The organism is Rhodococcus sp. SBT000017, assembly GCF_003688915.1.
Lineage (GTDB): Bacteria > Actinomycetota > Actinomycetes > Mycobacteriales > Mycobacteriaceae > Rhodococcoides.
This window is the reverse complement of the sequence record NZ_REFU01000001.1, coordinates 2,627,417-2,650,056: the sequence shown is the minus strand read 5'-3', so window position 1 is coordinate 2,650,056 and position 22,640 is coordinate 2,627,417. Positions and strand designations below refer to the sequence as shown.

Here is a 22,640-nt window from a genome sequence, read left to right as displayed (position 1 = left end):
GGCGGCCCACGATGTCGCAGATCGGACTTCTCGGAGCATTTCTCGGCGGGCTCCTGGCACTTCTCAGTCCATGCTCGGCCCTGCTGCTCCCTTCCTTCTTCGCGTACGCCTTCGACGGGGCCGGCAAGCTCGCCGGCCGCACCGGGATCTTCTACCTCGGGCTGGCAGCGGTTTTGGTGCCCCTCGGTGCCGGAGTCGGTGCCATCGGCTCGGCGATCACCCGGTATCGCGAGGTCACCACGATGATCGGCGGCGTGGTCATCATCGCCCTCGGAGTGATGATCATCGTCGGTCGCGGCTTCGCGCTGGGGTCCGCTCAGAGAGCAGCCGCGCGCATCGATGTCTCCTCCACCGGATCGGTGTTTGCCCTCGGCGCGGTCTACGGGCTCGCAGGGTTCTGCTCGGGACCCCTGCTCGGCGCGGTCCTGACCGTTGCCGTCGCCGGCGGTCAGGCCGTATACGGTGGAGTGCTCATGGCACTCTACGCAGCGGGGATGGTGATACCCCTGTTCGTGCTGGCGCTGGTCTGGGACCGATTCTCGCTCGGATCACGAACGTGGCTGCGCGGCAGGGAAATCAGCATAGGACCGCTGAAAACGCACACGACGTCTCTGATATCGGGGGTGCTTTTCATCGGTATCGGAGTGCTGTTCCTGCTCACGGAGGGCACAGCGAACCTCGGCGGCGTCATGGGGGTCGACAGTCAGTACTCGCTGCAGGTCTGGATCAGCGACGTGGCCGACGCGGTCCCGAACACCGCAGTGCTCCTGATCGCAGTGCTGGTGATCATCGCAGTCCTGACGGTGCGCATCGTCCGTGGTCGAGACCGCGACACCGCAGCCGAGTCCTCCGAGCACGGTGAACGCGAGGACCGAACTCTCTGAGACGGTGTGCCTACGACACTGGAGCGGGGATGTGATGTCAGGTGTAGAGCTGTGACCACCCATCTCGCTGACGTCGAGCGAGATGGAGCACTGCAGCGGGAACCACTTCGACACCCATCAGCAGATCGTCGTCACCGAGCACTCTGCCCTCCAGACTGTTGCGGCATGCTTTCACCGTGATGGAGGCCGAATCGATCAACGCCCGCATCTCCAGGGAAATATCCGAACACCGCAAGGCCGCATCGAGGCCCGGTCCAAAGCACACGACTTCGATCGTCACCGGCTCGGTCGCAGCATCGAGAAGGTTGTGGATCGCCCGCACCACCACGGTGGGTGTGGTGTTCACGGCGAACACCACACGCAGGGGAGTCGGATGATCGGTCACGTGAAAGTTCCGTTCTTCAGATCACGGTGAGCTGCGGTGCCCCACGGCTGTGCATGGAGAAGAACATCGATGGCCCGACCTTCGCCGAAGGGGCGGACCAGGTGTCCCAGTTCGCGGACCTGCAATCCGCTCGCGGCGCGGGCGAGGTCGTCGATGGCGGGCAGGATCGACGGATCGGGTGGGCCCCCGATACCGTGAGTGAAGTTCTCGAGCGCATGGCCGAGATACAACAGCCGTCCGCTCGGTGCGAGCCAACTCGCTGCACCGGCAATGACGGCGACCAACTCGTCGACCGGTAGATGCAGGAAGCCGATGGCCACCAGATCCACCGGTTCGGATGGTTCCCAGGTCCGAGCGTCGGCGACGGTGTAGTCGATCGACCGATCCTCGCCGCCGCTGCGTGCCAATTCGATTGCCACAGAAGAAAAATCGACAGCGTGCACTGTCCAGCCCGCGTCGGCCAACCATCGAGCGTGGCGGCCGTCTCCACAGCCCAGGTCGATCGCCCGGCCCGGCATCAGCTCCGCGAACCGCGCAGACAGGGCAGCCGCCGGGGCCGAGCCCCACGGATGCTCGACGCTGCTGTAACGCGCATCCCACTCAGATGAATCCATCTACGCACATTCCTCCAAGACACGGACCGGGTAGTACTCGAATCCGCCAGAGTACCCCCAGGGGTACCTGAATGGTGCGCAATGTCGAAAACGTCGATCTGCACGCCATCGCTCGTAGCGTGTCGAGCCAAACCCGAACAACAGACGTCCCGACGCCGAGGAGGACCTCGAGGCGCGCACTATCACCGCCCTCGAAACCCGGCCACGCGCGGACCATCGGATTGCGCCGTTCTCCTCGACGTCGACGGGCCAGGCGCACGAGTTCCGCTGCAGTGCAGTCGATACCGGCGCTCGTCGCAGAGTACGACACCAGACGAAACGTTCACGCACCGTCGTTGTAACTGTCAATCCCGGTGACGTTGCCGTTCGCCGGTGTCTTGGTCGACATCGATCACCACGTCCGGTGAATCGGGGTGGTAGCGGACCATATTCGGCTCGGCAGCCTCGCGTCGAGAGCTATCACGGAACGACAGCCAGCAACCCGCGAACAGCAAAAGGGTGACGATACCCGCGACGAGGGACCAACCTTCGAAGCCGCCGGCGAGAGCGGTGAGGAAAACCCCAGCCGACGCTATCCCCGCCATCAGCAACAACCACGCCGCATAGTTTTCGGCCACCCGCGTCCAGACCTGCGCACGACCAGGGCGTCCGGTGTCACCGGACCTCTGCGGATTCATTCTCGTTTACCTCCTTCGGTCGAAGTCGACCTGGACGCCGACTGTCACTGAAAACTTGCTGTGGGTTCACCCAACTCCGCGACCAGCTATGTAGCGGCGACCGACAACCCGGTTCGTACGCGATGAGCTATTGCGCAGTATCCGGTTACCACGAAGACACATCCACATTGGTCGTCGGCTCGGTCAGCCACCAACCACAACGCCGCTGGATGCGGTGAAATAGACGAGCATCAGCGCCAACAGCAACCATCCTGCCCCTTGCCAGATCGGCCATACTCCACCTGCACGCCACACCCGAAAGGTCCGTCCGAAAGCGCCCAGCCCACCAACCAACAACACCGTCGGAGGGCCTACTGCCAGGACCAGCCGTTCCGGATCCCGGCAAACGCGGAATGCAGCGTCCTGACACTGCTCAGCCTGGCTACCTCCAGAAAGCAACGAGCCGACGGCAACGACAGCAGCAACGGCGATCACCACCGCGGTGTACAGACTCGCTCTACGGAACTCCCGAGGGTCGTGCCACCGTTTTTCGGTGTCAACACTCACAGCGGCTCCCTTCCTCCTGGCTCGACAACGGCCCACAGAAGTCATAGCCGTATCCGATACACCCAAACCTCGCGCAGCGCAGACGGAAAAGTCAGCAGAGACCACCACGGGTCGGCATGCCAGTAATCGATCCCCAGGCTGCCCGACAGGCCAGAACGGCAGCCGTAGACCGAGACATACTGCGTATCGCAAACAGCGCCGGCGAAGCAAAGATGGCGACGGCTCGGCGGACACACGTCAAGTGCACGAGACATGACGATGTTGGACGTGCAGACAGAAGAAAGTCCGCGCGCGAACATTTTCACCGTTTGTCGAATTCAGAAGTGGACTGCATTTCTGGGTCATCCAGATTCGAGTGTGCGGCTGTTGCGATGACGCGGGACAGCGAAGTTGAACCTGGTCAGCCTGCGGGATCGAACTGCGGCACGTCGAAAACCTGAAGAGAACTAGCTACATCAGTGGGAAGGTCAGCGGCGATCACTTCTAGCAACCGCTTAGTACGAAGCAGTTGGTTCACAGCCAGCTCGGCTAGACTCTGTGTATCGAAGTGCGCCACCAAGGTCGGACTGAGTTCTGCGGTTCTCGCCGCATCGATAATCTGCGGGTACCCGATTTTTCGCTCTAGAACGGCCCGACCGTCTTCTCGATGATGGTGCACGATTGTCACGCCAGCGGATTCGGCCCAGGCCTCGGCGAAAGTTGCGACTTGAGATGAAGCAGATACTGGGACAAGCGAACTCGCCTCTCGCAACATCTGTGCAACCAACCCGAAGTGTGTGAGGGTGAGATCGTCTTGCGTCAACCGGATGGAATCAGGGATCGGCTGGGAGTTCGACAATGTTTGCCAGAACAATTCGGGATAGGACGAGGCCACCGACAAGAGAGCCGCAACGTCGCACTTGTTCGGTGTCGGCGGCAACTCATGTTCGACGCCTGCAGCCGCCAGAACCTGTCGGCATGTGTCGAAGGACTGAGCGAGCAGGGCGCAGATCGAGACAAGCCATGGAAGTGCCTGCCTCTCGACTCGGCGGTTCTGCCACCGCGCTATAAGCAAATTCGAGAACACCAGGCCAGGACCGACAAGGAAGAGAGCAGCGCACACGCTGATCCAGAAACTTGCGCTGTTGGGCAGGGTCAGACCAGCGACCAGTGCGGCCAGGCTGAGAAGTATCCCGCCTACAGCAACCGTACGCGGAACCGCCTCTTGGCGCGGACCGTCCCACCAATCCTTCACACCCATCTACCGATTTTGTCATTGATTCACACCACTGATTCAAGAGGGCACGCCGAATCGTTTCAGTTTGCAGGACAACTGCATCTCGAGGCAGTCGGCCTGACCGGCTTGCTGCGGTTTGGGTGCGCGTTTGACCAGGATTGAAACGATCCGCCCTCTACAGCAACCTCACCCTGGCGCGGGAAGAACGAGACGCTCTCGCGGTCGCGAGAAGTGATTAGTGCAGTCCACTTCTGAAACAGTGCAGTCGTCTTCTGAAACTGACAAATGCTCTCGAAGTGCTGCGAGGTGAGGTGTCAGCGACGAAACAGAGAGCGGAAGAAGCTGCTGCGTGTTGCTGGATTTGGCGACTCGGTGGAGCAGGTGCACTGCTGCGATTGCGGAACGTTCGCCATGACGCTGTCGATATGGCGACCGCAACCGGCCCAGGTGGTCTTACCGCATGCCGGGCACGAGGTGGGGGAGCACACAGGTGGTCCTTTCGGTCGGTTCGGTACCCACTGTGGCATATACCAAGGGGGGTATGTAAGTACCCTAGGGGGTATCCGACCTGATCTGGAATCGAAGTCGATGAGAAGACGGGTGCAATAGGCACCACACGGCCTGTCGTGGTTATCTCATAGGTGTGTTCAGGCAGCGGAGTCGTCAAACGCTCAGCAGTGGTCGTCGAGGCGAGCCACCGAGAGCTGGCGTCTACGGCTCACGGTGCGTTTCCCCATGGCCAGCAGTACGTGTGGCGTGGGTCAGCAGTGAATGCGGCGTATGACAGATGATGACGTGTGGTCCGGAAAGCACGCCCGAGCGCACGATGCCCCGGTCCGCTCACTCAATGCGTCGGTGTTGCGATGGAGGATCGACACTGCACGGTCCATTCCACTGTTCGATCCCGACGACGGCGGCGACGCGGCTCGCTGTCTGGTGCTGTTGGAGTCTCCGGGGCCGAAAACGATACGTCCGGGCGGGACCAACATGTGTTCGTTCGACAATCCAGATCGAACGAACCCCGTGCTGAAATCGGTGTTCGCCGACGCGGGTATCGACCGGGTGCAGTGCGTCAAGTGGAATATCGTGCCGTGGGCAGTGCTCGACGACGCCGGTCATCCGGTATCGCCGACGGCATCCGTTCTCGGTGAGGCGGGCCCATATGTCGGCGAGCTCATGGCCTTGCTGCCGAAACTGGAGGTGGTTTTCGTTCTCGGTGCGAAGGCTCTCGATGGCTACATGCGCGTCATCACTGCATCTGCTCCCACCCGCCTCCTCCCAGTGATAGCGGCACCGCACCCCTCGGCTCGCAACGCACACGCACCGGCGGCTGCTCGCCAGCGGTTGATCAACGCAGCACTGTCGGTCGCAACGCACCTGGAGAAGGCACCTGAACCCCGCACTGTGCTGAGGTAGGCCGGATCGTGCTGCTGCTGCCTCCGACCGGTCAGTCCTGGTGGGGCTGGCGTTCGCCGGTGTCGGTGTCGATGTCGATCACCTCGTCCGGGCTGTCGGGGTGGTACTGGACAATGTGTGGTTCGGCGGCACCCCGGCGTGCACCGTCTCGATATGAGAACCAACATCCCGCGAACAGCACCACTGTCACGATCGCTGCGACGACGGTCCAGCCCTCGAACCCGCCGGCGAGGGCAGTGAGAAAGGCCCCCGCAGCAGCTGTTCCCGCCATCAGCAACAGCCAGGCCAGATAATTTTCGGTGACTCGCGCCCAGACGCGTCCGCGGCTGCCCCGTCTCGGGGTATCGGAAGTCGGTGTGTCTGCATTCGGTGTGTTCATCGTGATCGTGAGTCCTTTCCGGGGTCAGTGGTCGATTGGAACAACGCTGTTCGTTCGGTATCAGCGTTCCGAGTGGGTACTACCCGGCGGTCGGTTCAGCTGGGTTGAAAAAGTTTTCCTTGCACGCTACCGCGGAGAGTGTGGGCGGCGACTGTGCCCCAGGCTGCGAGCAACGCCGCATACAGTCCGATCGCAATGGCCTCGACCGCGGCCGACCCCAGAGCGCCGCCGAGGGCAGTGGCACCGGTGACGCAGGTGCCGATGGGGAAGGTGAACGACCACCAGGTCAACGAGAACGCCAGTCCCTTCTGGGCGGCATGGATGGTGAGGGCGGTTGCGAGGATGAACATCAAGACGCCGAAGCCGCCCATCGCCAGTCCGTACAGAATGCCGAACACGTGCAGACCGGTTGCGACGGAGGCCGTCTCGCCGGTGAACACCAAGGGTGCATCGTTGCCGAGCAGGTTCGCGGCGGTGATCGATTGACCGATCATGCCGAGGGTGATCCACACCGTCGGTGCTGCCTGGACCGGCGGGATTCCGCCGTGGACGAGCCGTCCGTAGATGAGCGTCATGGTCAGCATTCCGATGATCAGTGACAGCCCGAACATCGCGTAGCAACCGGACAGCATGGCCAGGCGCCACTGCCCATCCGCGATATGAGGGAGCAGCAGCGCACCGGTGGAGGCGGACACCATCGGCGGTACGACGGGCATCAACCACGCCGGGAGTGCGACGGCGGTCTGGTGATCGTGGGCGGTGATCATCAGGTAGGGCACGAGAATGCTGGTGATCAGCCCGAGGGCTGTGCCAGCGGTCCACAGGACGGCAAAAATCACGGTTGCGGGCGCCGCTCCGATGACGTCTTTGCCCAGCAGCATCGTCCCGGCACCGACGGTCAGCAGCGCCATGGGGGGTGCGCCGTAGAACTGCACCATCACCGGATGCGCGGCGTGCTCACGCGCATACTGCCGGTGTCGGATCCAGTGCACTGCGAAGGCACCGGAGAGTGTGATCAAGGCGACCGACGCTGCGATCCACACGATCGTTGCGAACACGTGCAGTCCGGGGATGTGGGCGGGCAGGGTGGCGGCGGCGTTGGCGACGATACCGGTGCCCATGACCGAGGCGAACCAGTTGGGGGTGATGTGTTCGAAGATCTGGCTCGGGTGGTCGAGGTCGGAGAGCACCGGCCACTTGCGCGGCCGCTCGGTATCGTCGCCGCGCCGAGACGTGATGGAGGAGCGGTGCAGAGCTGTCGTGGTCATGACTTCCAGCGTCGTCGCACACAGTCGTCATCGGTAGACACCGATTACCTGGCCGGTCCCAACCTCAGGTTATGGCTGCGGGGATCTGAGGGCGACGACGAGCAGGTCGCTCGACGGTCCTCGCAGTTCACGGCCCGCGGGCCACACGGCACGCAGGAACCGGCGCAGGTCGAGCCCCTCTGTGTGAACGCGGGCCAGTGTCCCGGCGGCGATCTCGGCGGATACCGCGAGGGAGCTGAGTACGGCCGGTGCGAGGCCGCCGATGACGGCAGCTTTGATGGCAGTGGTGGAGGACACCTCGAGCAGTGGCGCGGCGAGTGGGCCCGCAGTCCGGAGCACACGTTCGAGCGCGAGACGTGTGCCGGACCCGGGTTCGCGGGTGACCAGCGGTGTCGCGGCCAGTTCGCTCGCCGTGATCGTTCGTCGAACCCATTGATGATCGGGGGCGACGACGACGACGAGTTCGTCGCGGGCAACGTCCTTCGATTGGAGTCCGCTGGGCAGATCGGGGTTTTCGACGAATCCGATGTCGGCGCGGCCGTCGAGCACCGATGCGGCTACGTCGACAGAGTTTCCGGAGGTGAGAGCCGGTGTGATGGAAGTGTCGTGGGAGCGCAGTGTGATGAGCCATCGCGGTATCAGGTATTCGGCGATCGTGAGGCTTGCGGCGATACGAATGTGGCTGTGGCGGTCGGTGCGCAGCATTGCGATGCTCGTGGCGAGCTCGGCGGCTTCGGCGATGACGCGCTCGGCCCAGCCGGCGACCAATTCGCCGGTTGCGGTGAGGGTGGCACCTCGCTGCCCGCGATGCAGGAGTGCTACCCCGACGCGGCTTTCGAGTGCTTTCAGGCGTGCGCTCGCCGCTGGCTGCGACATGCCATGCGCAGCCCCTGCGCGCCCGATGCTTCCCAGCTCGGCGACGGACAGCAATAATTCGTAGCTGATCAGGTCGGTCACATGGGTCGGCAGGGGCACGGTGCCAGCGTAGAGACTGCAGTCGTACTGGGCACGGGGCCACAGGCGGGTTTGCCGGGAAAGTCCCCATTCGATGCTCAATGCAGCGCCGGCGATCCAGAGGAAGTGCACGGTGATGACGGGGTTTGCGTAACCGGATACGTCGACGCCCAGAAGCGGCGGGTCGGTGTATGCCACCGGGCCGGAGACCGAGCGCACCATCAGCGCTGCGGCCTCGTCGAATCCGGTGACCACACCCCGACGACGAAGGCGATAGCCCCCCGCGAGGCGAGGGGGCCGGTGATCGAGCGGGCACCTTCGTAGACGAAGTCCGCGAGCATGCTGACCGTCCCGAACGCGACAACGAACCGACACGCCCCCCATCGATGGTCGCGGCGGTTCGGTGGATTTCTTTCTGGAAGCGCGCGGTGGGAACCCGGCGCGGCGGATGGGTCATCGGCGTGTTTGGGCTGCGTCACTATGCTGCCTATCGGTAGCGGGGACGAGGAGGACCGGGCGGTGGGCGTGGCGGGCCAGTGTCGCGGACACAGATTCGCCGACGGCCCTCTCCACCAGTGACATCATCCCGCCGCGGTTGGTACCGATGATGAGCATCAGGGCGTCGTTGGCGTCGGCGATCATGGTCAACAGTCGAGCCGGGTTGCCCCGCCTCGAGTAGAACGCCCAGTTCCCGGGGATGGCGGCCAGCATCGCGCATGCCTCGCGGCGTTCTTGGTCGACGACATCGCCTATACATTGCTCCCAGTCGGCACTGTCCGGGTCGATCGGCAGGTCATCGGTGTCGACGATGTGCGCTACATGCAGGAACGCGTTCAGTCGACCGGCAAGGTCCATCGCGTAGGTCAAGGCAGCGTGGCTTGCTGGGTGCCGGTCGAACCCCACGACCAGCTGGCACACCGGTTCTACCGAGGCGGCGGGGCCGTCCACCTGTAACGGAGCGCGCCAGTCCCCTAGGTCGTCGCAGGAGGCGTGGCTGGGATCGTCTTCGGTCATTGTTTTCTCCTCATACGGAAGCGGCGATGAGACCGGCACCGCCGGCGACGACAGTCACCAGCAGGGTGCCGACCGCGTTCAACACGCCAGCGATGTACTTCTGACGTTGGATCAGCCGCACCGTCTCGAAACTGGCGGTGCTGAAGGTGGTGTACCCGCCGCAGAACCCGATGCCCACGATCAGCTGAAGTTCCTGGGGTAGTCCGTGGAAAAGGATCAGTCCGATGACGAACCCGAGGAGCAGCGATCCGGTCACGTTGATGGTCGCTGTCGCCCAGGGAAAATCCGACGCCCGGTGGTGCCTGATGGCCCCGTCGAGCACAAAACGGACGATCGCCCCGGCGCTGCCCCCGCAGGCGATCCAGAGTGTCGTCATCTAATCGCCTCTGCGGACCGTGACCGCAGTCGAGCGGCGATCGCGATTCCGGCGGTGGTGGCCACCATCGCCACCAGTACGGTACCGGCCGCGTAGCTGCCGGCGGCCCACCACTGATTGCTGCGCAGAAACAGATCGGTATCGACGGCCAGTGTGCTGTAGGTGGTGAAAGAACCGAGCATCCCGGTGCCCACCAACAGCCGGACTCGTTGCCGCCGCCGAATGTCCGGGCCCAGGCGAGCCAATCCCTCCAGCAGTAAACCGAGTAGGAATGCGCCAACAATGTTGATGGCGAAGGTCGTCACCGGCCAGCCACCTGCGGCAGTCGGAAACCACAGTCCGAGCTGGTATCGCAGTGGTGCCCCAATCAATCCACCGGCACCGACTGCGGCGATCGCGGACGGTCGCGCATGCAGCGGGCCTGGGGGCGCACTGTCGGGATCGACCGGTAGGGTCGGATTCGGATCGTGATGGCCATTCATGGACAGACTCCTTCCACTCAGGGAAAGGAGCCATCAGCCCCAGGGTTGGGGCGGTTCAGACAACCCCCTCCGGGGCGGTCTCGGCGGAGATCCATCGCCGGACACCATTATAGCCTGACCAGGGATCGACCCAAGCAGATCCGGTGTACGTTCGAGATTCTCTGTCAGCAGGCCGAGGTGTCTATGTGCCAGCGCTGCAGCTCAACAGCCGAAACCCGGTTGTTGAGCTCGACTACCGGCCACGACGGCACCGGCCGTGCAACGGGTCGGATCGGACACCGGTGTTCGCGTATCAAGCCCGGTATGCCCGATCCGCCGACCACCGCGATCTTCTCAACACGGGTACGTGGCACACGGCGTCACCAAGACGCTGAACATTTCGCCGAACACAGCATTGTCGTCGAACTCAGAGCGGGCACCAGGCTCGGAACCGAGGTTCATTGCCACGCCGCATCGACACGCAGTCGACTAGACCACACTCGAACATGAACTGACGCCACACAATTTAACCCCACTGCAGTAGGTCGAGAGTGAATCGGGATACTTCGAATCGAACGCATAGAACGTCTGGCGCACAAGCACACTCAACATACCGGTGACGAGCTACGTCAAAGTCAAAGACTCCAAGGGAACACACACGACGTGTCGAGGGCAATCATGTTCACTGGTAGATCGAGGACTTTTCGATCACAGAAGCTGTTCTATATGGTGGTTGTACGCGTAGCTCGGCGGGATGCTACTGACCGGCGCTCTCGTGTGGTGGGTAAGTGCAGTCGTCTTCTGAACTAGTGCAGTCGTCTTCTGAAACTGACAGACTGATCGAAATTCGATACTCAATCGTGATGTGTCTCAGAAACCTGTCTCAAGCTCTGACGCGTCGCCTGTGCCTTGTCGGCCGTTTCTGAGACAGTCATCCTCGTGAGCGCCGTTTTGGGATACATGAGGGTCTCGACCACCGATCAGTCGCTGGATCTACAGAGAGACGCACTGACAGCCGCCGGCTGTTTCCGTATCTGGGAAGAGGTCGCATCCGGAGCAGACAAGGACCGACCTCAGTTGCAGCTGCTCCTTGAGAGCGTCCGCGCCGGTGACGTCGTCGCAGTATGGAGACTCGATCGACTCGGCCGCTCCCTGAGCCACCTCATAGAAACTGTCAACCTCATCGAAACCAAAGGCGCAACACTGCGCAGTCTCACAGAGGGGATCGACACCTCGACAGTCGGGGGACGCCTGACCTACAACATTTTCGGCTCACTCGCCGAGTTCGAACGAGACCTCGTCAAAGAACGCACCATGGCCGGCCTGGCCGCTGCGCGAGCCCGCGGCCGCATCGGTGGCCAGCCAGCCAAGATCGACGCCGACAAAGCTCGCCACATCCGAAGGATGCTCGACGACGGCACACCCAAAACCGAGATCGCATCAGTCCTCGGTATCGGCAGGGCCACCCTCTACCGACACCTCGCCGCGCTTTAGTAGTCGGTAGGGGAGGCCGCGGACCCTTCTTCCACACCAACGGTCCACAGTGCACTGTGCCAGCGAGAGTCCAGCACCCCTTTGCCTCAAGCGCGCGCAGTGCAAACGCCATGACGAGGAGCGGTTCATTTCTTTGTCTTCTTGGCTTCCAGATTCCGAACTACTCAGCCCACTCGGCAATGCCCGGGTCCCAAAACCCGCCAACAACCCGATTCGACAAAATAGGATCGAGGCACCGCCCTGCAGCCGCCAACGCGGAGTCGAGAGTCAACGCCGAATCAGGCAATCCCGACACCGTTCGAGCAAGCCTCTCATAACCGGCAGTCCAAGCAGAGGAAGGCGCGGACATAGCCGACGGCAAGTCCAATCCCCGACGTTCGGACTCCTGAAAAAGCCCGCGTGTCAACGCATCAGCTGCGAAACGCCAAGCAGAAATTATCAGTACCAGATCAACCAGATCGTGATATCGCGACGACGGACCACCATTCGACCCGTACTTCCCGTACATCGCACACACCTTGTCGGCGATCTGCGCCGGCAACGGGTACAACGCAAACTCCGGCATCGTAGCCAGGTCGTCCATGACCACGATCGGTGTCGGATACTGATAATCAACGTCACCTACCGCAACGAGCTCAGTCGCAAGGTCTATCGGAAAAGTGAAGAGTTTCAGTGCGTCGTAATAGACGTCAACCTTGAGTTTCGCGCCGTCGACACCACCAGTCATCGCAGTAGGTGCATCGCGTATAGCGAAGCGAAGTGGATCGAGTTCGCTCAGATCTGCTGCCGCCCGAAGATCCTCGACAGCTTCCTTGAGGCCGGCCGTAGTATGCAGAAGGTCGATATCCTGGCTGTAGCGCGCATCTGGAAGCCGCACCAACAGTGATGCACCGCCTTTGAGCAGCCACCGCCCCTCCGGTTGCGAGAAGATCCGCGCCAAGAACCGTTGGAGATAGAACTCTCGGTGCAAATACTCGTATGGCCGCCCTCGAAGTTTGGACTCTGTCTTCAGTCGGTCCTTCAGGGACCGCTGGAACGCCGCAGCACCTCGAATTCTCTTCACTGCGCACGCCGCTCGCGGTCGGCGGTCTTGCGAGTCTCGGCGACCACGGGCAGATCCACGGCAGCGGCCTTATCCCGGATGTTTTGTATCGCCGGAGAAGCCGCCAGTGCCATCGATTCTCGAAGATTTTGCAGCGCCGGAGCATTGACCGGTGCTATCGATTCTCGAAGATTTTGCAGCGCCGGAGCATTGACCAGTGCCAGTGAATCCAGAAGACTTTGCAGCGCCGGAGCATTGACCAGTGCCAGTGAATCCCGAACATTTTGCATCGCCGGAGAAACGGCCACTGTCATCGAATCCAGAAGACTTCGCACAGCCGGAGAACTGACCACTGTCATTGAATCTCGAAGACTTTGCAGCGCCGGAGAATTCAGGAAGTCGGTGTTCACCAGATTAAGTTCCCCTTGCACTGCCAGACGCTGGCCTAGCGCACGTGTCGACTGAGGAATCCCGGCCTCGTCGAGGAAGCGACTCAGAAGACCTTCCCCATCGCCCAGCTGAACCCCGTACCTATGGGCATACGGCCGCAGCGCCTCACTCGCACTCTCCGAATCAACACGATTGGTGACAACAGCGTCGCGAACGATGCCCGCCAGGTGCCCACCATCGAGATGCCCCGCGGCGAGATCGACGATCGTCCTCAGCACCGTTGTGACCGGCAGCCCATCCGCGAGTGTCCACGCATCCTTCTCATAGGAAGCAACGCGGTACCGAACATCGGGCAGACGAGACTGCCGCCGCTTCGCAGTCGCGAACTCCATCACATCAGCATCGACGTCGCCGAGCCCGTGAAGCCACGCAGCAGACCTGTGCGTCACCACAGCCGGAGACTCATCCCGCAGACGCTCACCCACGGTCACACTGGGCTCGATCATCATCCATGCAGCCCGGAGCTGCTCAGACGGAACGCTCGGCGCTCCACCGACCCGATAAGCACCATGGCGGATCCGCTCCACGGTTCCAGACTTGGCCATGCGGGCAATCTGCTGCGCGGAAAACCCCAGGCCCTTTGCCTGCGCCATGGTGAACAGACCCCACTGCTCCGACGACAGATCAGCGAGGTCGAGGATTCGAAGATCGCTAGACATACGGACCACAATACCCGCTTAAGTAGCGCCTCTCCTGCAAAAGTTACCTTCTGGTTGTAACTTCTGCAGGATGATCGGGATGTACGTCACACATGTGAGTCACCGCCGAACCCTCGTCCAGTTTCATGCAGATCGCTGGACGCACACCACCGGCGACGCATAAATATCGCCTGATCTGCAAAAGTTACCTCCGGAATGTAAGTTTTGCAGGATGATGTGGATCTGTCGCACACTCTGAGCCCAGTTGCGTCCTCGACAGCCTCAAGCGCTTCGACGGCACCGCTACACCACACCTGCTCTATCTCGAGAGCCAGGACGAAGTACGGGACGACCCGAAACCGTTGCGACAGAACAGCTCTGTCAGTGCCCACTGCCATACTTCCCGCCATGCGAATACGAACCATCGACGGGCCACCACTACCCGCCGAAATCGCGGAACATGCGGCCCGTGCAATCGTCCTCGCCGCCCTGCAAACAATCGACCAAGATCGCAGTGAGCCAACCGAGGGGGCGATCAAGCGCCGCCTGTAGGCCGATCCACTGACTCCAATGCGTCCGCGAGCCTCAGAACGTCCCTATCGCGATCGTCGAGAGCCGCGACAGCCCTCGCCGTCAGATCGTCGAATGCGGTGCCGAATTCGTCGATCGACGGGTCGGCATAGTCACGTAGTTCCGAATCCTGCAGCCTTGCTCGAACTGCGTACTCAAGATGGTCACGGGCCTGCCTCATCGCCCGGTGGATGGGGCTGAGCGGAATACGCGTCGAGTCGTATCCAGCAAGACGCAACTCAGAAGTGAAGTCATTCTTACTGTTGGCCGCCCCTACGACGTCAACGAGATACGAGTCGACCAAGGCCCAACCCGTCTCCGGATCGGCAACTGGAAGTGGCGGTATCGCGTTCTTCGTCCGCCCCACGGCACGAGCAAACTCCGCATAGAACGCCAGCATCCTGGCAAACATTGCACTGTCCCGATCGCGCACGTTCCGAGCGTTTATCAGCCGTTGCTCCGCAAGCCACTGATCACGCTTGAGCTGCAACTCATCCCGAGCCTGGTCCTTCTGCAACTGGATCTGCTCGTCGAACTTCTCTCGCTCGGTCTTCATATTCTCCCGCTGACCATGGAACGCGATATAGGCCGCAGTGATCAGAAACGGCCCAGCCACGAACCCCGCAATCAACGTCGCCTGCGGCTGAGTCAAATCCCACTCCATCAACGGACCCCACACAGTTCCTCCCACGATCAACACGACAGGGCCACCGAACGCCAGCGCCACACCACGAACCCACTTCATGCCTCGGCATCATGCCTTGCCCCAACATCACCCATGTTGGTCTGTCAACATTCCGCGTCGATCGGACCACCGAATTCGTCCCATTGCTGCCGCGACACCGAGCGTTGCCCGTCTCCGTCGCTCCCGCACAATCACGCTGCGAGCTCCACAGGTGGGAGGTGGCCACCCCGCCGGCGTCGACGAGCGATCGGTCTTCCGCCTGCCGGCGGTGCCGGCCACCCTGCGGGCGTCCACCGAACCGAACTCCGCTGCGCTCCGCACCGTGAAAAGACATCGAATTTCTTGTCGCACATCTGGCTCCCGGCGATCCTGCATCACCCGTGCCCGCCAGCTCAACCCCTCGCTCCGCGTTGCTACGGCCAAGGCTCCGAACACTTTTCGTCCCGCACTCGCTTCGCTCCCACGAAAACTGTCCGGCCGCGGCGTTGCCCCGTCGTCCCCGTGCGCTGCTGTATCTCCTCACGCCAGATGACGGCGAAAAGAAATTGGCACAGCAGGCCGGGGGACCGGTCACGACGGAGGAGGCACCAGTCATGGCCACACGAACCAAGACCAGCGCAGCGGACAAGGCCGAAGCACGCCGCGAGCTGGCGGCATCACTGCACACCTCGATCACCGACAAGGTAGCCGAGCTGACCAGCTCCGACACCTGGCGCGCGTACCTCGACCACGTGGCCTCGTTCCACTCCTACAGCACTGGCAGGGTTGCCGTATTCGACCCTGCGAATAGCGAGACTCAGGAGTGGCGGTCGGCGGCGTAGTTCGCCCATTGGCCGCTGGCTCGGAGCGTGTGCTGCGCGACGGTGTGTGCGTTCAGACCCAGCATCGCGGCGAGTGCGCTCGGTGGGAGCTCTCGGGTGAGGTGGGCGATGGCGGACAGTCTCAGGGCCTGCGGACTGATACCGATGCGACGCAACCGGTTACCGAGCGCCGTCGCCGTGAGTGGTATGTCAGCACGGTGACCGGGGAAGAGCCATGTCTGAGGTATCTGCTCGGCGGTTCCTGCGCGTCGTGGTCGGGGTAGTTGCAGTGCGATCTGGGCGAACGGATCCGGTAGCAGAAGCGTGTCGGCGCTGCCGAGCCGCAGTTCCACCCCGGCGTCGGTTTCGGTGACGTGGGCAGTGGTGAGTCCGGCGATACGGGTCAGTGGTTGGGCGAACAGCGCGATCAAGGCGCCGGCGAGCCGGTCGGCGGGGTCCAGAGACTCGTCGTGGACGAGGCGTCGGCAGATCTGCCACCTCTCGTCGTCGTCGGTGGGGACTTCCGCTCGGCCTCGGTAGCTCGAGGGGAGGGTGAGTGTGCGGGGTAGGTGCCGGTTGCGTCGTGCCCACGTCAGGAAGGACCGCACGCGCCAGTGGGCGGCTCCAGGCGCGCTGAACCAGGTGTCGATGTCGTGTTGTGTGCACTCGCCGAGCTCTGTCGAGCGCTGCTGCAGCAAGTCGAGGAACAGTGCCGATTGGCGAATCTGTGAGCGAGCGTTCTGGGCGCCGACATGGCCTTCCCGCTTCTCGGTCGCCGCGCGCAATCTGGGGAGTACGGCCCACTGTGTCCACCGGGTCAGGAGTGCGCGGTGGTTCGGGGTCAGGCTGCTCAGTAGTTGGGGGAGTTGGGCTTCGAGGCGGCGCAGGCTGCGGTCGAGGTCCGGGCCGAGGATGCCGGTGGCGACGAGGAGTGAGCGCAGGTGCTCGACCGACTTCGGGTGCGGGAGGGTGTCGAACGAGGTGTGTGTGAGGGCTGTGCTGCCGTCCTGGATGGAGAGCAGCAGGGGTGTGGTGCGGATCAGCCACCGGCGGGTGGTGACGGGTTCGGCGTGCAGGAGCGGCTGCCGCAGCGGTGCGAGGGGGCCGTCGGCATGAGGAGGGATTATCGCGTCGAGGCGGCGGGTCAGTGTGCACCGGTGACAGAGGGTGTCGCCTTCGGCGCCGGTGAGAGCTGATCCTGTTGCATCGCAACAGGTGCAGGTGCGACGCGCCTTCTGGCGGCACCACCGGCAGGTGTCGGCGTCGTCCAACAGTTTGTCCGGCTTTCTGCAGCCGGCGCACGTACCGCGGTGCTGCGTGGCTCGTTTTCTGCAGCGGTCGCACACCGTCATGCCGCGAACCTCGGCGGTGGTGCAGATGCGACACCGTCCTGCGATCACTGTCGCCGGATGTCGGCGCGTCGTGGTGTGCGGGTCTTGGCGCGGGTGGTCGCGGCAGCGGTGTCGGGGCGGTGTGTCGATGTTCCGGTCGCGGTCCCTGTGGCGGGTTCGGCGATCGGTTCGATGAGGTCGTTGGGTGTGCAGGTGAGGATGTCGCACAGTGCCATCAGCGTGCGCAGGCTCAGACGTTCGGGTGTCCCGGTGACCAGGCGATACACCTGTGCTTCGGAGAGTGTGATGCCCCGTTCGGCGAGGAGGGGTCCGAGTCCGGTGGTCGCGAAGATGCCCTGGTCGGCCAGGAGGCGGCGCAGATGCCACTGGTAGTTCAGCTGCGGGTGCGGCATCAGTTCTCCTCGTCGGTGCTCGCGGTGGTGAACGCCCGACTCAGTGCTCGTCGGAGGGCGTTGTTCTTGTAATCGGTGCCGACGCTGGTGTAGATCGCGGTGGTCGATCCCCAGGAGTGTCCGAGTTGTTGTTGGACGAAGAGGTGATCGAACCCGTCCTCGAGCAGATGTGTCGCATACGAGTGGCGCAGACAGTGCGGGCCGAGGTGCTTCTCGAGCCCGACGGCGTCGCGGTACTCGGCGAACCGTTGGGAGATCGACACCGCTCCCACCCGTGCGCTGCGCTCGGTGGGCCAGAGGGCGAGTTGGTCGGAGTCGTAGAGGGGCCGGATCTCGGTGACCCACTCGTCGACGGCCTCGGCGGCCCATTCCATGGTGGTCAGGACCGTGCGGCGCCGCGGCGGTCCGCCGGAGAGGGCTTTGCCGTGGCGCACCGACAGCGCCCCGTAGCGGCCGAACTCGGTGGCCGCGGGGTTGGCGGTCCAGTCGACGGTGTCGAGCATCGAGGCCTCCCGGCGGCGTAGGCCCCAGGCGTAGATCACCTTGAACAGCGTGGCGTCGCGATAGCTCGCCAGCCATCCTTTGCGGCCGGAGGCGCGCCGACCCGGTTCACCCGGGTGTCGCAGTAGTCGAAGAACGCCTGCAGCTCGTCGCGGGTCAGCGGCCGATTGCCGGGTCGCCCTTCATAGTCGCTGCGGTGCACGACCATGTTCCACTCGTGGAAGATCTGCACCGGGTGCACCCCGAAGTGCCGCTCACAGACCTCGTGCCACCGGTAGCGGACGTCGGAGATGTAGCTGCAGAAAAGCGATGCCGCCATCTGATACAGCCGCACCGTCGAATGCGCGGCTCCCGACTCCACCAGATGCGTCGTCCACTCCTCGACGTCCGCCGACGACCACTGCCACGGGTAGTCGTTGGTGAAGACCACCAACCGGCGCACGATCTGTGTCCGCCGCTCGATGGTCAGGTTCGCGAGCATCCGCGAGCGCTGCTGTTGCTCCCACCCTTCGATCATCGCCGCGAGCACGGTCTCCTCGGGCGCGAGCAGCGACAGACCGTCTCGCATCAGGTGATCTGCCGACCCCCCGGCGCGAGAAGCGCCGGACCCGACGGTATCCATGGCCGACATCGCATGAACGTATCATGCATCCAATGCAAGTTTCGTGATGACGCCGATGGATGCGTGGTGATCAACGGCTCCGCCGGTCAGGAAGTGGTGACAGCGTCACCGTCACCGTCGACGACCGGGCTTTCGGTCCGAATAGTGTTCGTGGAGAACGTGAGCAGGTTCCCATCGCCGTCGACGGTCGCGAATTCCGTCGTCCCCCAGTCCGTCGCGACGGGGTGGCCGGCGTCTGCCGGGTGCAGAACGCCCGCGCGCGAGAGTTCGTCGTACAGTTCCGTGATCTCGTCGACGGTGATGCGGCAACTGGCCGTTCCGGCGAGGAAGGTCTCCGCTCCGCTGCACACCGGCCACGGCGCAGGGTCGGTGCGGGTGGTCCAGCTGTCGTCGTCGGAGGCCCACAGGTGGATCTCGACGTCGTCTCGAGTGAGCTTGGCGAAGGTGGGATCGGAGTACTGCGCCGTGAAGCCGAAGGCGCGGGTGTAGACGGCGATCGCGGTCTCGATGTGCCGTACCGGCAGCGCGGGGACCGCTCTGGACATAGCCATGGGCAACACTAACGCCGGCGAACGCCACGAGGGAGTGAACGCTGCCGTGCCTTAGGGGAGTGCGTGCAGGTCGAGGTTCACTGGTCGCCGCGCGGGCGCTACCGCTCAGTGTTCGACCGGGGCGGCGGGACGCGACCCTTCGCTGCGTTCATCGTTGCAGCGCTTCGCCTTTCGATTGCAGCGACGCGGCGAGTTGGTCGACGGTCGGCAGACCCGCCAGGCCGCGGTCGGTCGAGTAGACGCGGCAGGCGAGTTCGGTCAGTTGCACGGCATCGTCGAAGGCATCGACGCCGTCGACAAGGATGGTCGGTGAGCCGGCGAAGGCCGACGCCGCTGCCTCGGCGTCGGACGAGATCAGCCGGTGACCGATCTCGATGTCCGACTGTCCGATCAGGCTGGCCGCAGCGCGAACCCGGTCCGCAGCTTCCTGCCAGTTCGGGCACCCGTCGAAGTACAAGATTTCCACCTTCATACGAGCGAGTCTGCCCTCGAATCGGATGGCGTGCCGGTGCGGCCACAACGGGCGTCGGTTCATGGTGAGATCGTGTCGGCTGCAACGGGCGGGGCGGCGATCGTGCATCTGATGCTATTCCGCATCCTTCTTCAACAACGTCCTGTTGATCCTCGCCCAGAAGCCCGAGGCAACGCAGGTCGCCGGATTCCGTGCCTGGCAGCAGCGTGGACGCCAGGTCCGCAAGGGCCAGAAGGCGATCCGGATCTACGGCTACAGCTCCCGCACCGTCACCGAGACCGACCCCGACACCGGCGACGAAGAAACCCGTAAGGTGCCGACGTTCCCGATTCTGTCGGTGTTCGACCACTCCCAAACCGACCCGATCGAGGGACACCCGCAGCCCGAGGAAATCGCCCAGCTCCTCACCGGTGCCGATCCGGACGCGATCTACGACCGCGTGGCCGCGATCATGACCGGGCGCGGCTGGACCGTCACCCGCGAAGCGATCGCCAGCAGCGCCAACGGCTACACCACCACCGACGGCTCCCACCGGATCGTCGTCGACGCAGCCCTCGAACCCGCAGCGGCCGCGAAAACGATGATCCACGAGGCAGCGCACGCGATCATGCACGCACCCGACCTCATCGGCCCCGAGGCCCGCAAGGACCTGCACCGGGGCCGGATGGAAGTCGAAGCCGAATCCGTCGCCTACGTCCTGGCCGGGATGCTCGGACTCGATACCAGCGCCTACAGCGTCGGCTACATCGCCGGATGGGCCGCAGGAGACCTCGAGCAGGTCACCGCCACCGCGAAAGCCGTGCTGACCGCCGTCCACGAGCTGGCCGACGCCCTCGATGACACGGCCGCCGGGTCGGACGAGGCCGAGGACACCGGGACCGGGGAGGCCGCGTAGCGGGTCGGGGATGGTCCGCCGGCCGAAATGTTCCGGCCGGCGGATCAGGCCACCTGCGGTGTCCACCGAATCGAGCTCCGCTGCGCTCCGCACCGTGGAAGAGCAAAGACGTTTTTTCACTCCGGTTCTGGCTACCGGCGAGCATTCATCACCCGTGCCCGCCGCCTCAACCCCTCGCTCCGCTGCGCTACGACCGAAGGCTCCGAACACTTTTCGTCCCGTGCTCGCTCCGCTCCCACGAAAACTGTCCGGCCGAAGGGTTGCCCCGTCGGCCCCGTGCGCTGCCTTCTCTCCTCACGCCAGAAACGGCGAAAAAACGGGGGGAGGACGCAAGACCGACCCGGCACCAGTTCCGAAGGGCAGCAACAGTTATGACTGAGACCACGAACACCGAGACCGCTACCTGCATCGCGGACGGACCCGACTGCACCGGCGACATCGAAGACCGGGACGCACTGTCCGGAACCGGAGTAGCGCACCCGAGATGCGACAAGCACTGGCAAGACCGCCTCGACCTCGAGGACGACCTCCGACGCCGCTACCCGGCCCACGCACCCGCCGACTTCGACCCCACCTACGCAGGAGAGCGGTGGGACGAGGACTACTGACCCGCCACGCCCACCACCGATCGACCAGACAGAGGAGCAAAAGCCATGACCACCAACGACAACGACGACTACTGGACCACCTACGACAAGGCCCTCGACGCGGCCGCCGAATGTCGGAGCGTCGAATCCCTGATCGACACCCTGGGCCGCTACTACCCGCCCTCGTCCGGAGTCGCGTTCTTCCCCAACGGAGCCGACCGCGACCTACTCGGCACCCTCACCGGCGCCGGACACTTCGATACCGTCTGGATCCAAGCGGACTACCACTTCGCGCTCCGTGACGGCCGAGGAGACGGATTCACCTACATCGAAGGCGACATCGTCCGCGGAACCGCACGCCTGTGACCACCCGCCCCGGTGCCTGACGGCACCGGGGCAACCAACCTCGCACCACCTGGAAGGAACGCCCCTGATGCCCGCTCAAGCAGTGAACACTGGACACAGGGTCGCCCTGACCGTCCGCCAACGCACCGTGGCCGACAAACGCGCCCAAGCCTGGCAACGGATCACCTGGTGCCTCGAACGCACCACCAGCGACAACGAAGCCGAAGCCGCCCTGGGCTGGGACATCTACACACCGGTGACCGACTCACCGCTCATCACCCGAACCGAACGAGACGTCCTGCGCGCTGTCGCAACCCGGGCATTGTGGCGAGCACTGGCGTCACCGGCACAAACCGAGGACACTGACAACCAGAACGAGCAGGAGGACCCACGATGACCACCACCGAGAAGCGCACCACCGCAGCCCGACCACAGGTCGCGCGGGCCGCAGCACGGGCATCGGTCGCGTTGTACGAACGCGACGGCCTCGAGGTACCCCAGTGGATCCGTGACGCCGCCGAAGGGCGCCCGACCACCCCACCAGCCGAACAGCCCTGACACCGGCTCACAGCCCGTAGACCGAAAGGCCCGCACCCCACACCGGGTGCGGGCCTTCTCCATTGCCTGGGATCGGGAAAGCGTGAGGGAGCAGGGTCGGGCCACCCTGCGGGCGTCCGCCGAATCGAACTCCGCTGCGCTCCGCACTGCTACACCCCGACCACAGCGCAGACGGGCCGCTCGTGCACGCGCGGTTCAGGCTTCAACCCGTTGCAGCGCAACACAATCTGTCGGTACCCGATGCCACACTCGAGGCCATGCGAATCCGAACCATCGACGGACCACCACTACCCGCCGAAATCGCCGAGATGACCGCCCGCGCAATCGCTCTGACGCAGCTACACCACGCCGCCAGACGTTCCATCAACGGGAACAACACCGCAGTGGGTGGTCTTGACGCGCTCACCAGCGCAGTTGAATATCCGTCCCCGTCAGCTGCCGAACGTATGAACGCTGACTAAAGCTTATATGTGCGGGTTACTCAGCGAGACAAAGC

The 22,640-nt window shown here is 63.6% G+C and carries 30 protein-coding genes and 1 riboswitch; of the genes, 10 read left to right on the top strand and 20 right to left on the bottom strand.

Annotation, left to right across the window (positions count from 1 at the left end):
- Window positions 1-11: 11 nt before the first annotated feature.
- Window positions 12-884: a cytochrome c biogenesis CcdA family protein gene (locus AYK61_RS12230; RefSeq protein WP_121870963.1), complete on the top strand. Its 873-nt coding sequence runs from the start codon at window positions 12-14 to the stop codon at window positions 882-884.
- Between the two features lie 37 nt (window positions 885-921).
- Here AYK61_RS12230 and AYK61_RS12225 read toward each other — a convergent pair whose 3' ends face one another.
- From AYK61_RS12225 to AYK61_RS12205, 5 genes are all read right to left on the bottom strand, one after another.
- Complete coding sequence (locus tag AYK61_RS12225) at window positions 922-1,269, bottom strand: DsrE family protein (RefSeq protein WP_121870962.1); 348 nt, start codon at window positions 1,267-1,269, stop codon at window positions 922-924.
- A complete protein-coding gene (locus AYK61_RS12220; RefSeq protein WP_121870961.1) occupies window positions 1,266-1,883 on the bottom strand; it encodes a bifunctional 2-polyprenyl-6-hydroxyphenol methylase/3-demethylubiquinol 3-O-methyltransferase UbiG in 618 nt (205 codons plus the stop codon). Before AYK61_RS12220 ends, AYK61_RS12225 begins: the two co-directional genes overlap by 4 nt.
- A 344-nt stretch (window positions 1,884-2,227) precedes the next feature.
- A complete protein-coding gene (locus AYK61_RS12215; RefSeq protein WP_052066937.1) occupies window positions 2,228-2,560 on the bottom strand; it encodes a hypothetical protein in 333 nt (110 codons plus the stop codon).
- 183 nt (window positions 2,561-2,743) lie between these two features.
- A complete protein-coding gene (locus tag AYK61_RS27625; protein ID WP_080729194.1) occupies window positions 2,744-3,106 on the bottom strand; it encodes a hypothetical protein in 363 nt (120 codons plus the stop codon).
- 400 nt (window positions 3,107-3,506) lie between these two features.
- Complete coding sequence (locus AYK61_RS12205) at window positions 3,507-4,346, bottom strand: hypothetical protein (RefSeq protein WP_032370115.1); 840 nt, start codon at window positions 4,344-4,346, stop codon at window positions 3,507-3,509.
- A 756-nt stretch (window positions 4,347-5,102) separates the two neighbouring features.
- Between AYK61_RS12205 and AYK61_RS12200 the strand changes: the two genes are divergently transcribed.
- Entirely contained in the window at window positions 5,103-5,738 is a 636-nt protein-coding gene (locus AYK61_RS12200) for a uracil-DNA glycosylase (protein WP_051364861.1), read from the top strand.
- Window positions 5,739-5,769: 31 nt separating this feature from the next.
- On the opposite strand, the gene AYK61_RS12195 is transcribed toward AYK61_RS12200, so the two are convergent.
- The 6 genes from AYK61_RS12195 to AYK61_RS12165 all read right to left on the bottom strand — a co-directional run bounded on the left by AYK61_RS12195 (window position 5,770) and on the right by AYK61_RS12165 (window position 10,211).
- Window positions 5,770-6,117: a hypothetical protein gene (locus AYK61_RS12195; RefSeq protein ID WP_121870959.1), complete on the bottom strand. Its 348-nt coding sequence runs from the start codon at window positions 6,115-6,117 to the stop codon at window positions 5,770-5,772.
- A gap of 95 nt (window positions 6,118-6,212) precedes the next feature.
- Complete coding sequence (locus AYK61_RS12190) at window positions 6,213-7,385, bottom strand: TDT family transporter (RefSeq protein WP_094731921.1); 1,173 nt, start codon at window positions 7,383-7,385, stop codon at window positions 6,213-6,215.
- Window positions 7,386-7,454: 69 nt separating this feature from the next.
- On the bottom strand, window positions 7,455-8,594 hold the full coding sequence (locus AYK61_RS12185) for a LysR family transcriptional regulator (RefSeq protein WP_397484812.1): 1,140 nt from the start codon (window positions 8,592-8,594) through the stop codon (window positions 7,455-7,457).
- 198 nt (window positions 8,595-8,792) lie between these two features.
- A complete protein-coding gene (locus AYK61_RS12175; RefSeq protein WP_094650916.1) occupies window positions 8,793-9,353 on the bottom strand; it encodes a universal stress protein in 561 nt (186 codons plus the stop codon).
- A gap of 10 nt (window positions 9,354-9,363) precedes the next feature.
- Window positions 9,364-9,729, bottom strand: a complete 366-nt coding sequence (crcB, locus tag AYK61_RS12170) for a fluoride efflux transporter CrcB (protein ID WP_121870958.1) — start codon at window positions 9,727-9,729, stop codon at window positions 9,364-9,366.
- Complete coding sequence (locus tag AYK61_RS12165; protein WP_094731922.1) at window positions 9,726-10,211, bottom strand: CrcB family protein; 486 nt, start codon at window positions 10,209-10,211, stop codon at window positions 9,726-9,728. The genes crcB and AYK61_RS12165 overlap by 4 nt, the downstream gene beginning before the upstream one ends.
- A gap of 17 nt (window positions 10,212-10,228) precedes the next feature.
- A riboswitch (Fluoride riboswitch) is annotated at window positions 10,229-10,319 on the bottom strand.
- Between the two features lie 810 nt (window positions 10,320-11,129).
- On the opposite strand from AYK61_RS12165, the gene AYK61_RS12160 reads away from it, so the two are divergent.
- Window positions 11,130-11,684 carry a recombinase family protein gene (locus tag AYK61_RS12160; protein WP_183130249.1) on the top strand — a complete coding sequence of 185 codons (555 nt, stop codon included), beginning with the start codon at window positions 11,130-11,132 and terminating at the stop codon, window positions 11,682-11,684.
- A gap of 160 nt (window positions 11,685-11,844) precedes the next feature.
- On the opposite strand, the gene AYK61_RS12155 is transcribed toward AYK61_RS12160, so the two are convergent.
- From AYK61_RS12155 to AYK61_RS12145, 3 genes are all read right to left on the bottom strand, one after another.
- Window positions 11,845-12,624: a nucleotidyl transferase AbiEii/AbiGii toxin family protein gene (locus tag AYK61_RS12155; RefSeq protein ID WP_183130248.1), complete on the bottom strand. Its 780-nt coding sequence runs from the start codon at window positions 12,622-12,624 to the stop codon at window positions 11,845-11,847.
- A gap of 119 nt (window positions 12,625-12,743) precedes the next feature.
- Window positions 12,744-13,835, bottom strand: coding sequence for a type IV toxin-antitoxin system AbiEi family antitoxin domain-containing protein (locus tag AYK61_RS12150; RefSeq protein WP_080735630.1), 1,092 nt, complete (start codon window positions 13,833-13,835; stop codon window positions 12,744-12,746).
- Between the two features lie 514 nt (window positions 13,836-14,349).
- A complete protein-coding gene (locus tag AYK61_RS12145; protein ID WP_032391674.1) occupies window positions 14,350-15,129 on the bottom strand; it encodes a hypothetical protein in 780 nt (259 codons plus the stop codon).
- A 533-nt stretch (window positions 15,130-15,662) separates the two neighbouring features.
- Between AYK61_RS12145 and AYK61_RS12140 the strand changes: the two genes are divergently transcribed.
- On the top strand, window positions 15,663-15,890 hold the full coding sequence (locus AYK61_RS12140; protein WP_094653559.1) for a hypothetical protein: 228 nt from the start codon (window positions 15,663-15,665) through the stop codon (window positions 15,888-15,890).
- Here AYK61_RS12140 and AYK61_RS12135 read toward each other — a convergent pair.
- From AYK61_RS12135 to AYK61_RS12115, 6 genes are all read right to left on the bottom strand, one after another.
- Window positions 15,866-17,140 (bottom strand): hypothetical protein, encoded by a 1,275-nt coding sequence (locus tag AYK61_RS12135; RefSeq protein ID WP_141215153.1) that lies wholly within the window; start codon window positions 17,138-17,140, stop codon window positions 15,866-15,868. The genes AYK61_RS12140 and AYK61_RS12135 overlap by 25 nt on opposite strands.
- Before the next feature lie 125 nt (window positions 17,141-17,265).
- Window positions 17,266-17,613: a helix-turn-helix transcriptional regulator gene (locus AYK61_RS12130; protein ID WP_032400201.1), complete on the bottom strand. Its 348-nt coding sequence runs from the start codon at window positions 17,611-17,613 to the stop codon at window positions 17,266-17,268.
- The gene (locus AYK61_RS27840; RefSeq protein ID WP_255183324.1) at window positions 17,613-18,155 is read right to left on the bottom strand and encodes a tyrosine-type recombinase/integrase; all 543 of its coding nucleotides are present in this window, start codon (window positions 18,153-18,155) and stop codon (window positions 17,613-17,615) included. The genes AYK61_RS12130 and AYK61_RS27840 overlap by 1 nt, the downstream gene beginning before the upstream one ends.
- Window positions 18,152-18,745, bottom strand: a complete 594-nt coding sequence (locus AYK61_RS27835; RefSeq protein ID WP_230593440.1) for a hypothetical protein — start codon at window positions 18,743-18,745, stop codon at window positions 18,152-18,154. The genes AYK61_RS27840 and AYK61_RS27835 overlap by 4 nt, the downstream gene beginning before the upstream one ends.
- 77 nt (window positions 18,746-18,822) lie before the next feature.
- Window positions 18,823-19,287 carry a VOC family protein gene (locus AYK61_RS12120; protein ID WP_052047650.1) on the bottom strand — a complete coding sequence of 155 codons (465 nt, stop codon included), beginning with the start codon at window positions 19,285-19,287 and terminating at the stop codon, window positions 18,823-18,825.
- Window positions 19,288-19,435: 148 nt separating this feature from the next.
- On the bottom strand, window positions 19,436-19,759 hold the full coding sequence (locus tag AYK61_RS12115) for a hypothetical protein (RefSeq protein WP_037190622.1): 324 nt from the start codon (window positions 19,757-19,759) through the stop codon (window positions 19,436-19,438).
- A 145-nt stretch (window positions 19,760-19,904) separates the two neighbouring features.
- Here AYK61_RS12115 and AYK61_RS12110 point away from each other — a divergent pair, with 145 nt between their 5' ends.
- The 6 genes from AYK61_RS12110 (at window position 19,905) to AYK61_RS12090 (ending at window position 22,605) form a co-directional block, all read left to right on the top strand.
- Window positions 19,905-20,654 carry an ArdC-like ssDNA-binding domain-containing protein gene (locus AYK61_RS12110; protein WP_230598247.1) on the top strand — a complete coding sequence of 250 codons (750 nt, stop codon included), beginning with the start codon at window positions 19,905-19,907 and terminating at the stop codon, window positions 20,652-20,654.
- 371 nt (window positions 20,655-21,025) lie between these two features.
- Window positions 21,026-21,262, top strand: a complete 237-nt coding sequence (locus tag AYK61_RS12105; protein WP_121870956.1) for a hypothetical protein — start codon at window positions 21,026-21,028, stop codon at window positions 21,260-21,262.
- 45 nt (window positions 21,263-21,307) lie between these two features.
- Window positions 21,308-21,607 (top strand): hypothetical protein, encoded by a 300-nt coding sequence (locus tag AYK61_RS12100; RefSeq protein ID WP_121870955.1) that lies wholly within the window; start codon window positions 21,308-21,310, stop codon window positions 21,605-21,607.
- Between the two features lie 67 nt (window positions 21,608-21,674).
- Entirely contained in the window at window positions 21,675-21,983 is a 309-nt protein-coding gene (locus tag AYK61_RS12095; protein WP_121870954.1) for a hypothetical protein, read from the top strand.
- The gene (locus AYK61_RS27300) at window positions 21,980-22,144 is read left to right on the top strand and encodes a hypothetical protein (RefSeq protein ID WP_155288773.1); all 165 of its coding nucleotides are present in this window, start codon (window positions 21,980-21,982) and stop codon (window positions 22,142-22,144) included. Before AYK61_RS12095 ends, AYK61_RS27300 begins: the two co-directional genes overlap by 4 nt.
- 257 nt (window positions 22,145-22,401) lie before the next feature.
- Window positions 22,402-22,605 carry a hypothetical protein gene (locus tag AYK61_RS12090; protein WP_141215061.1) on the top strand — a complete coding sequence of 68 codons (204 nt, stop codon included), beginning with the start codon at window positions 22,402-22,404 and terminating at the stop codon, window positions 22,603-22,605.
- The last annotated feature ends 35 nt before the right edge of the window (window positions 22,606-22,640 follow it).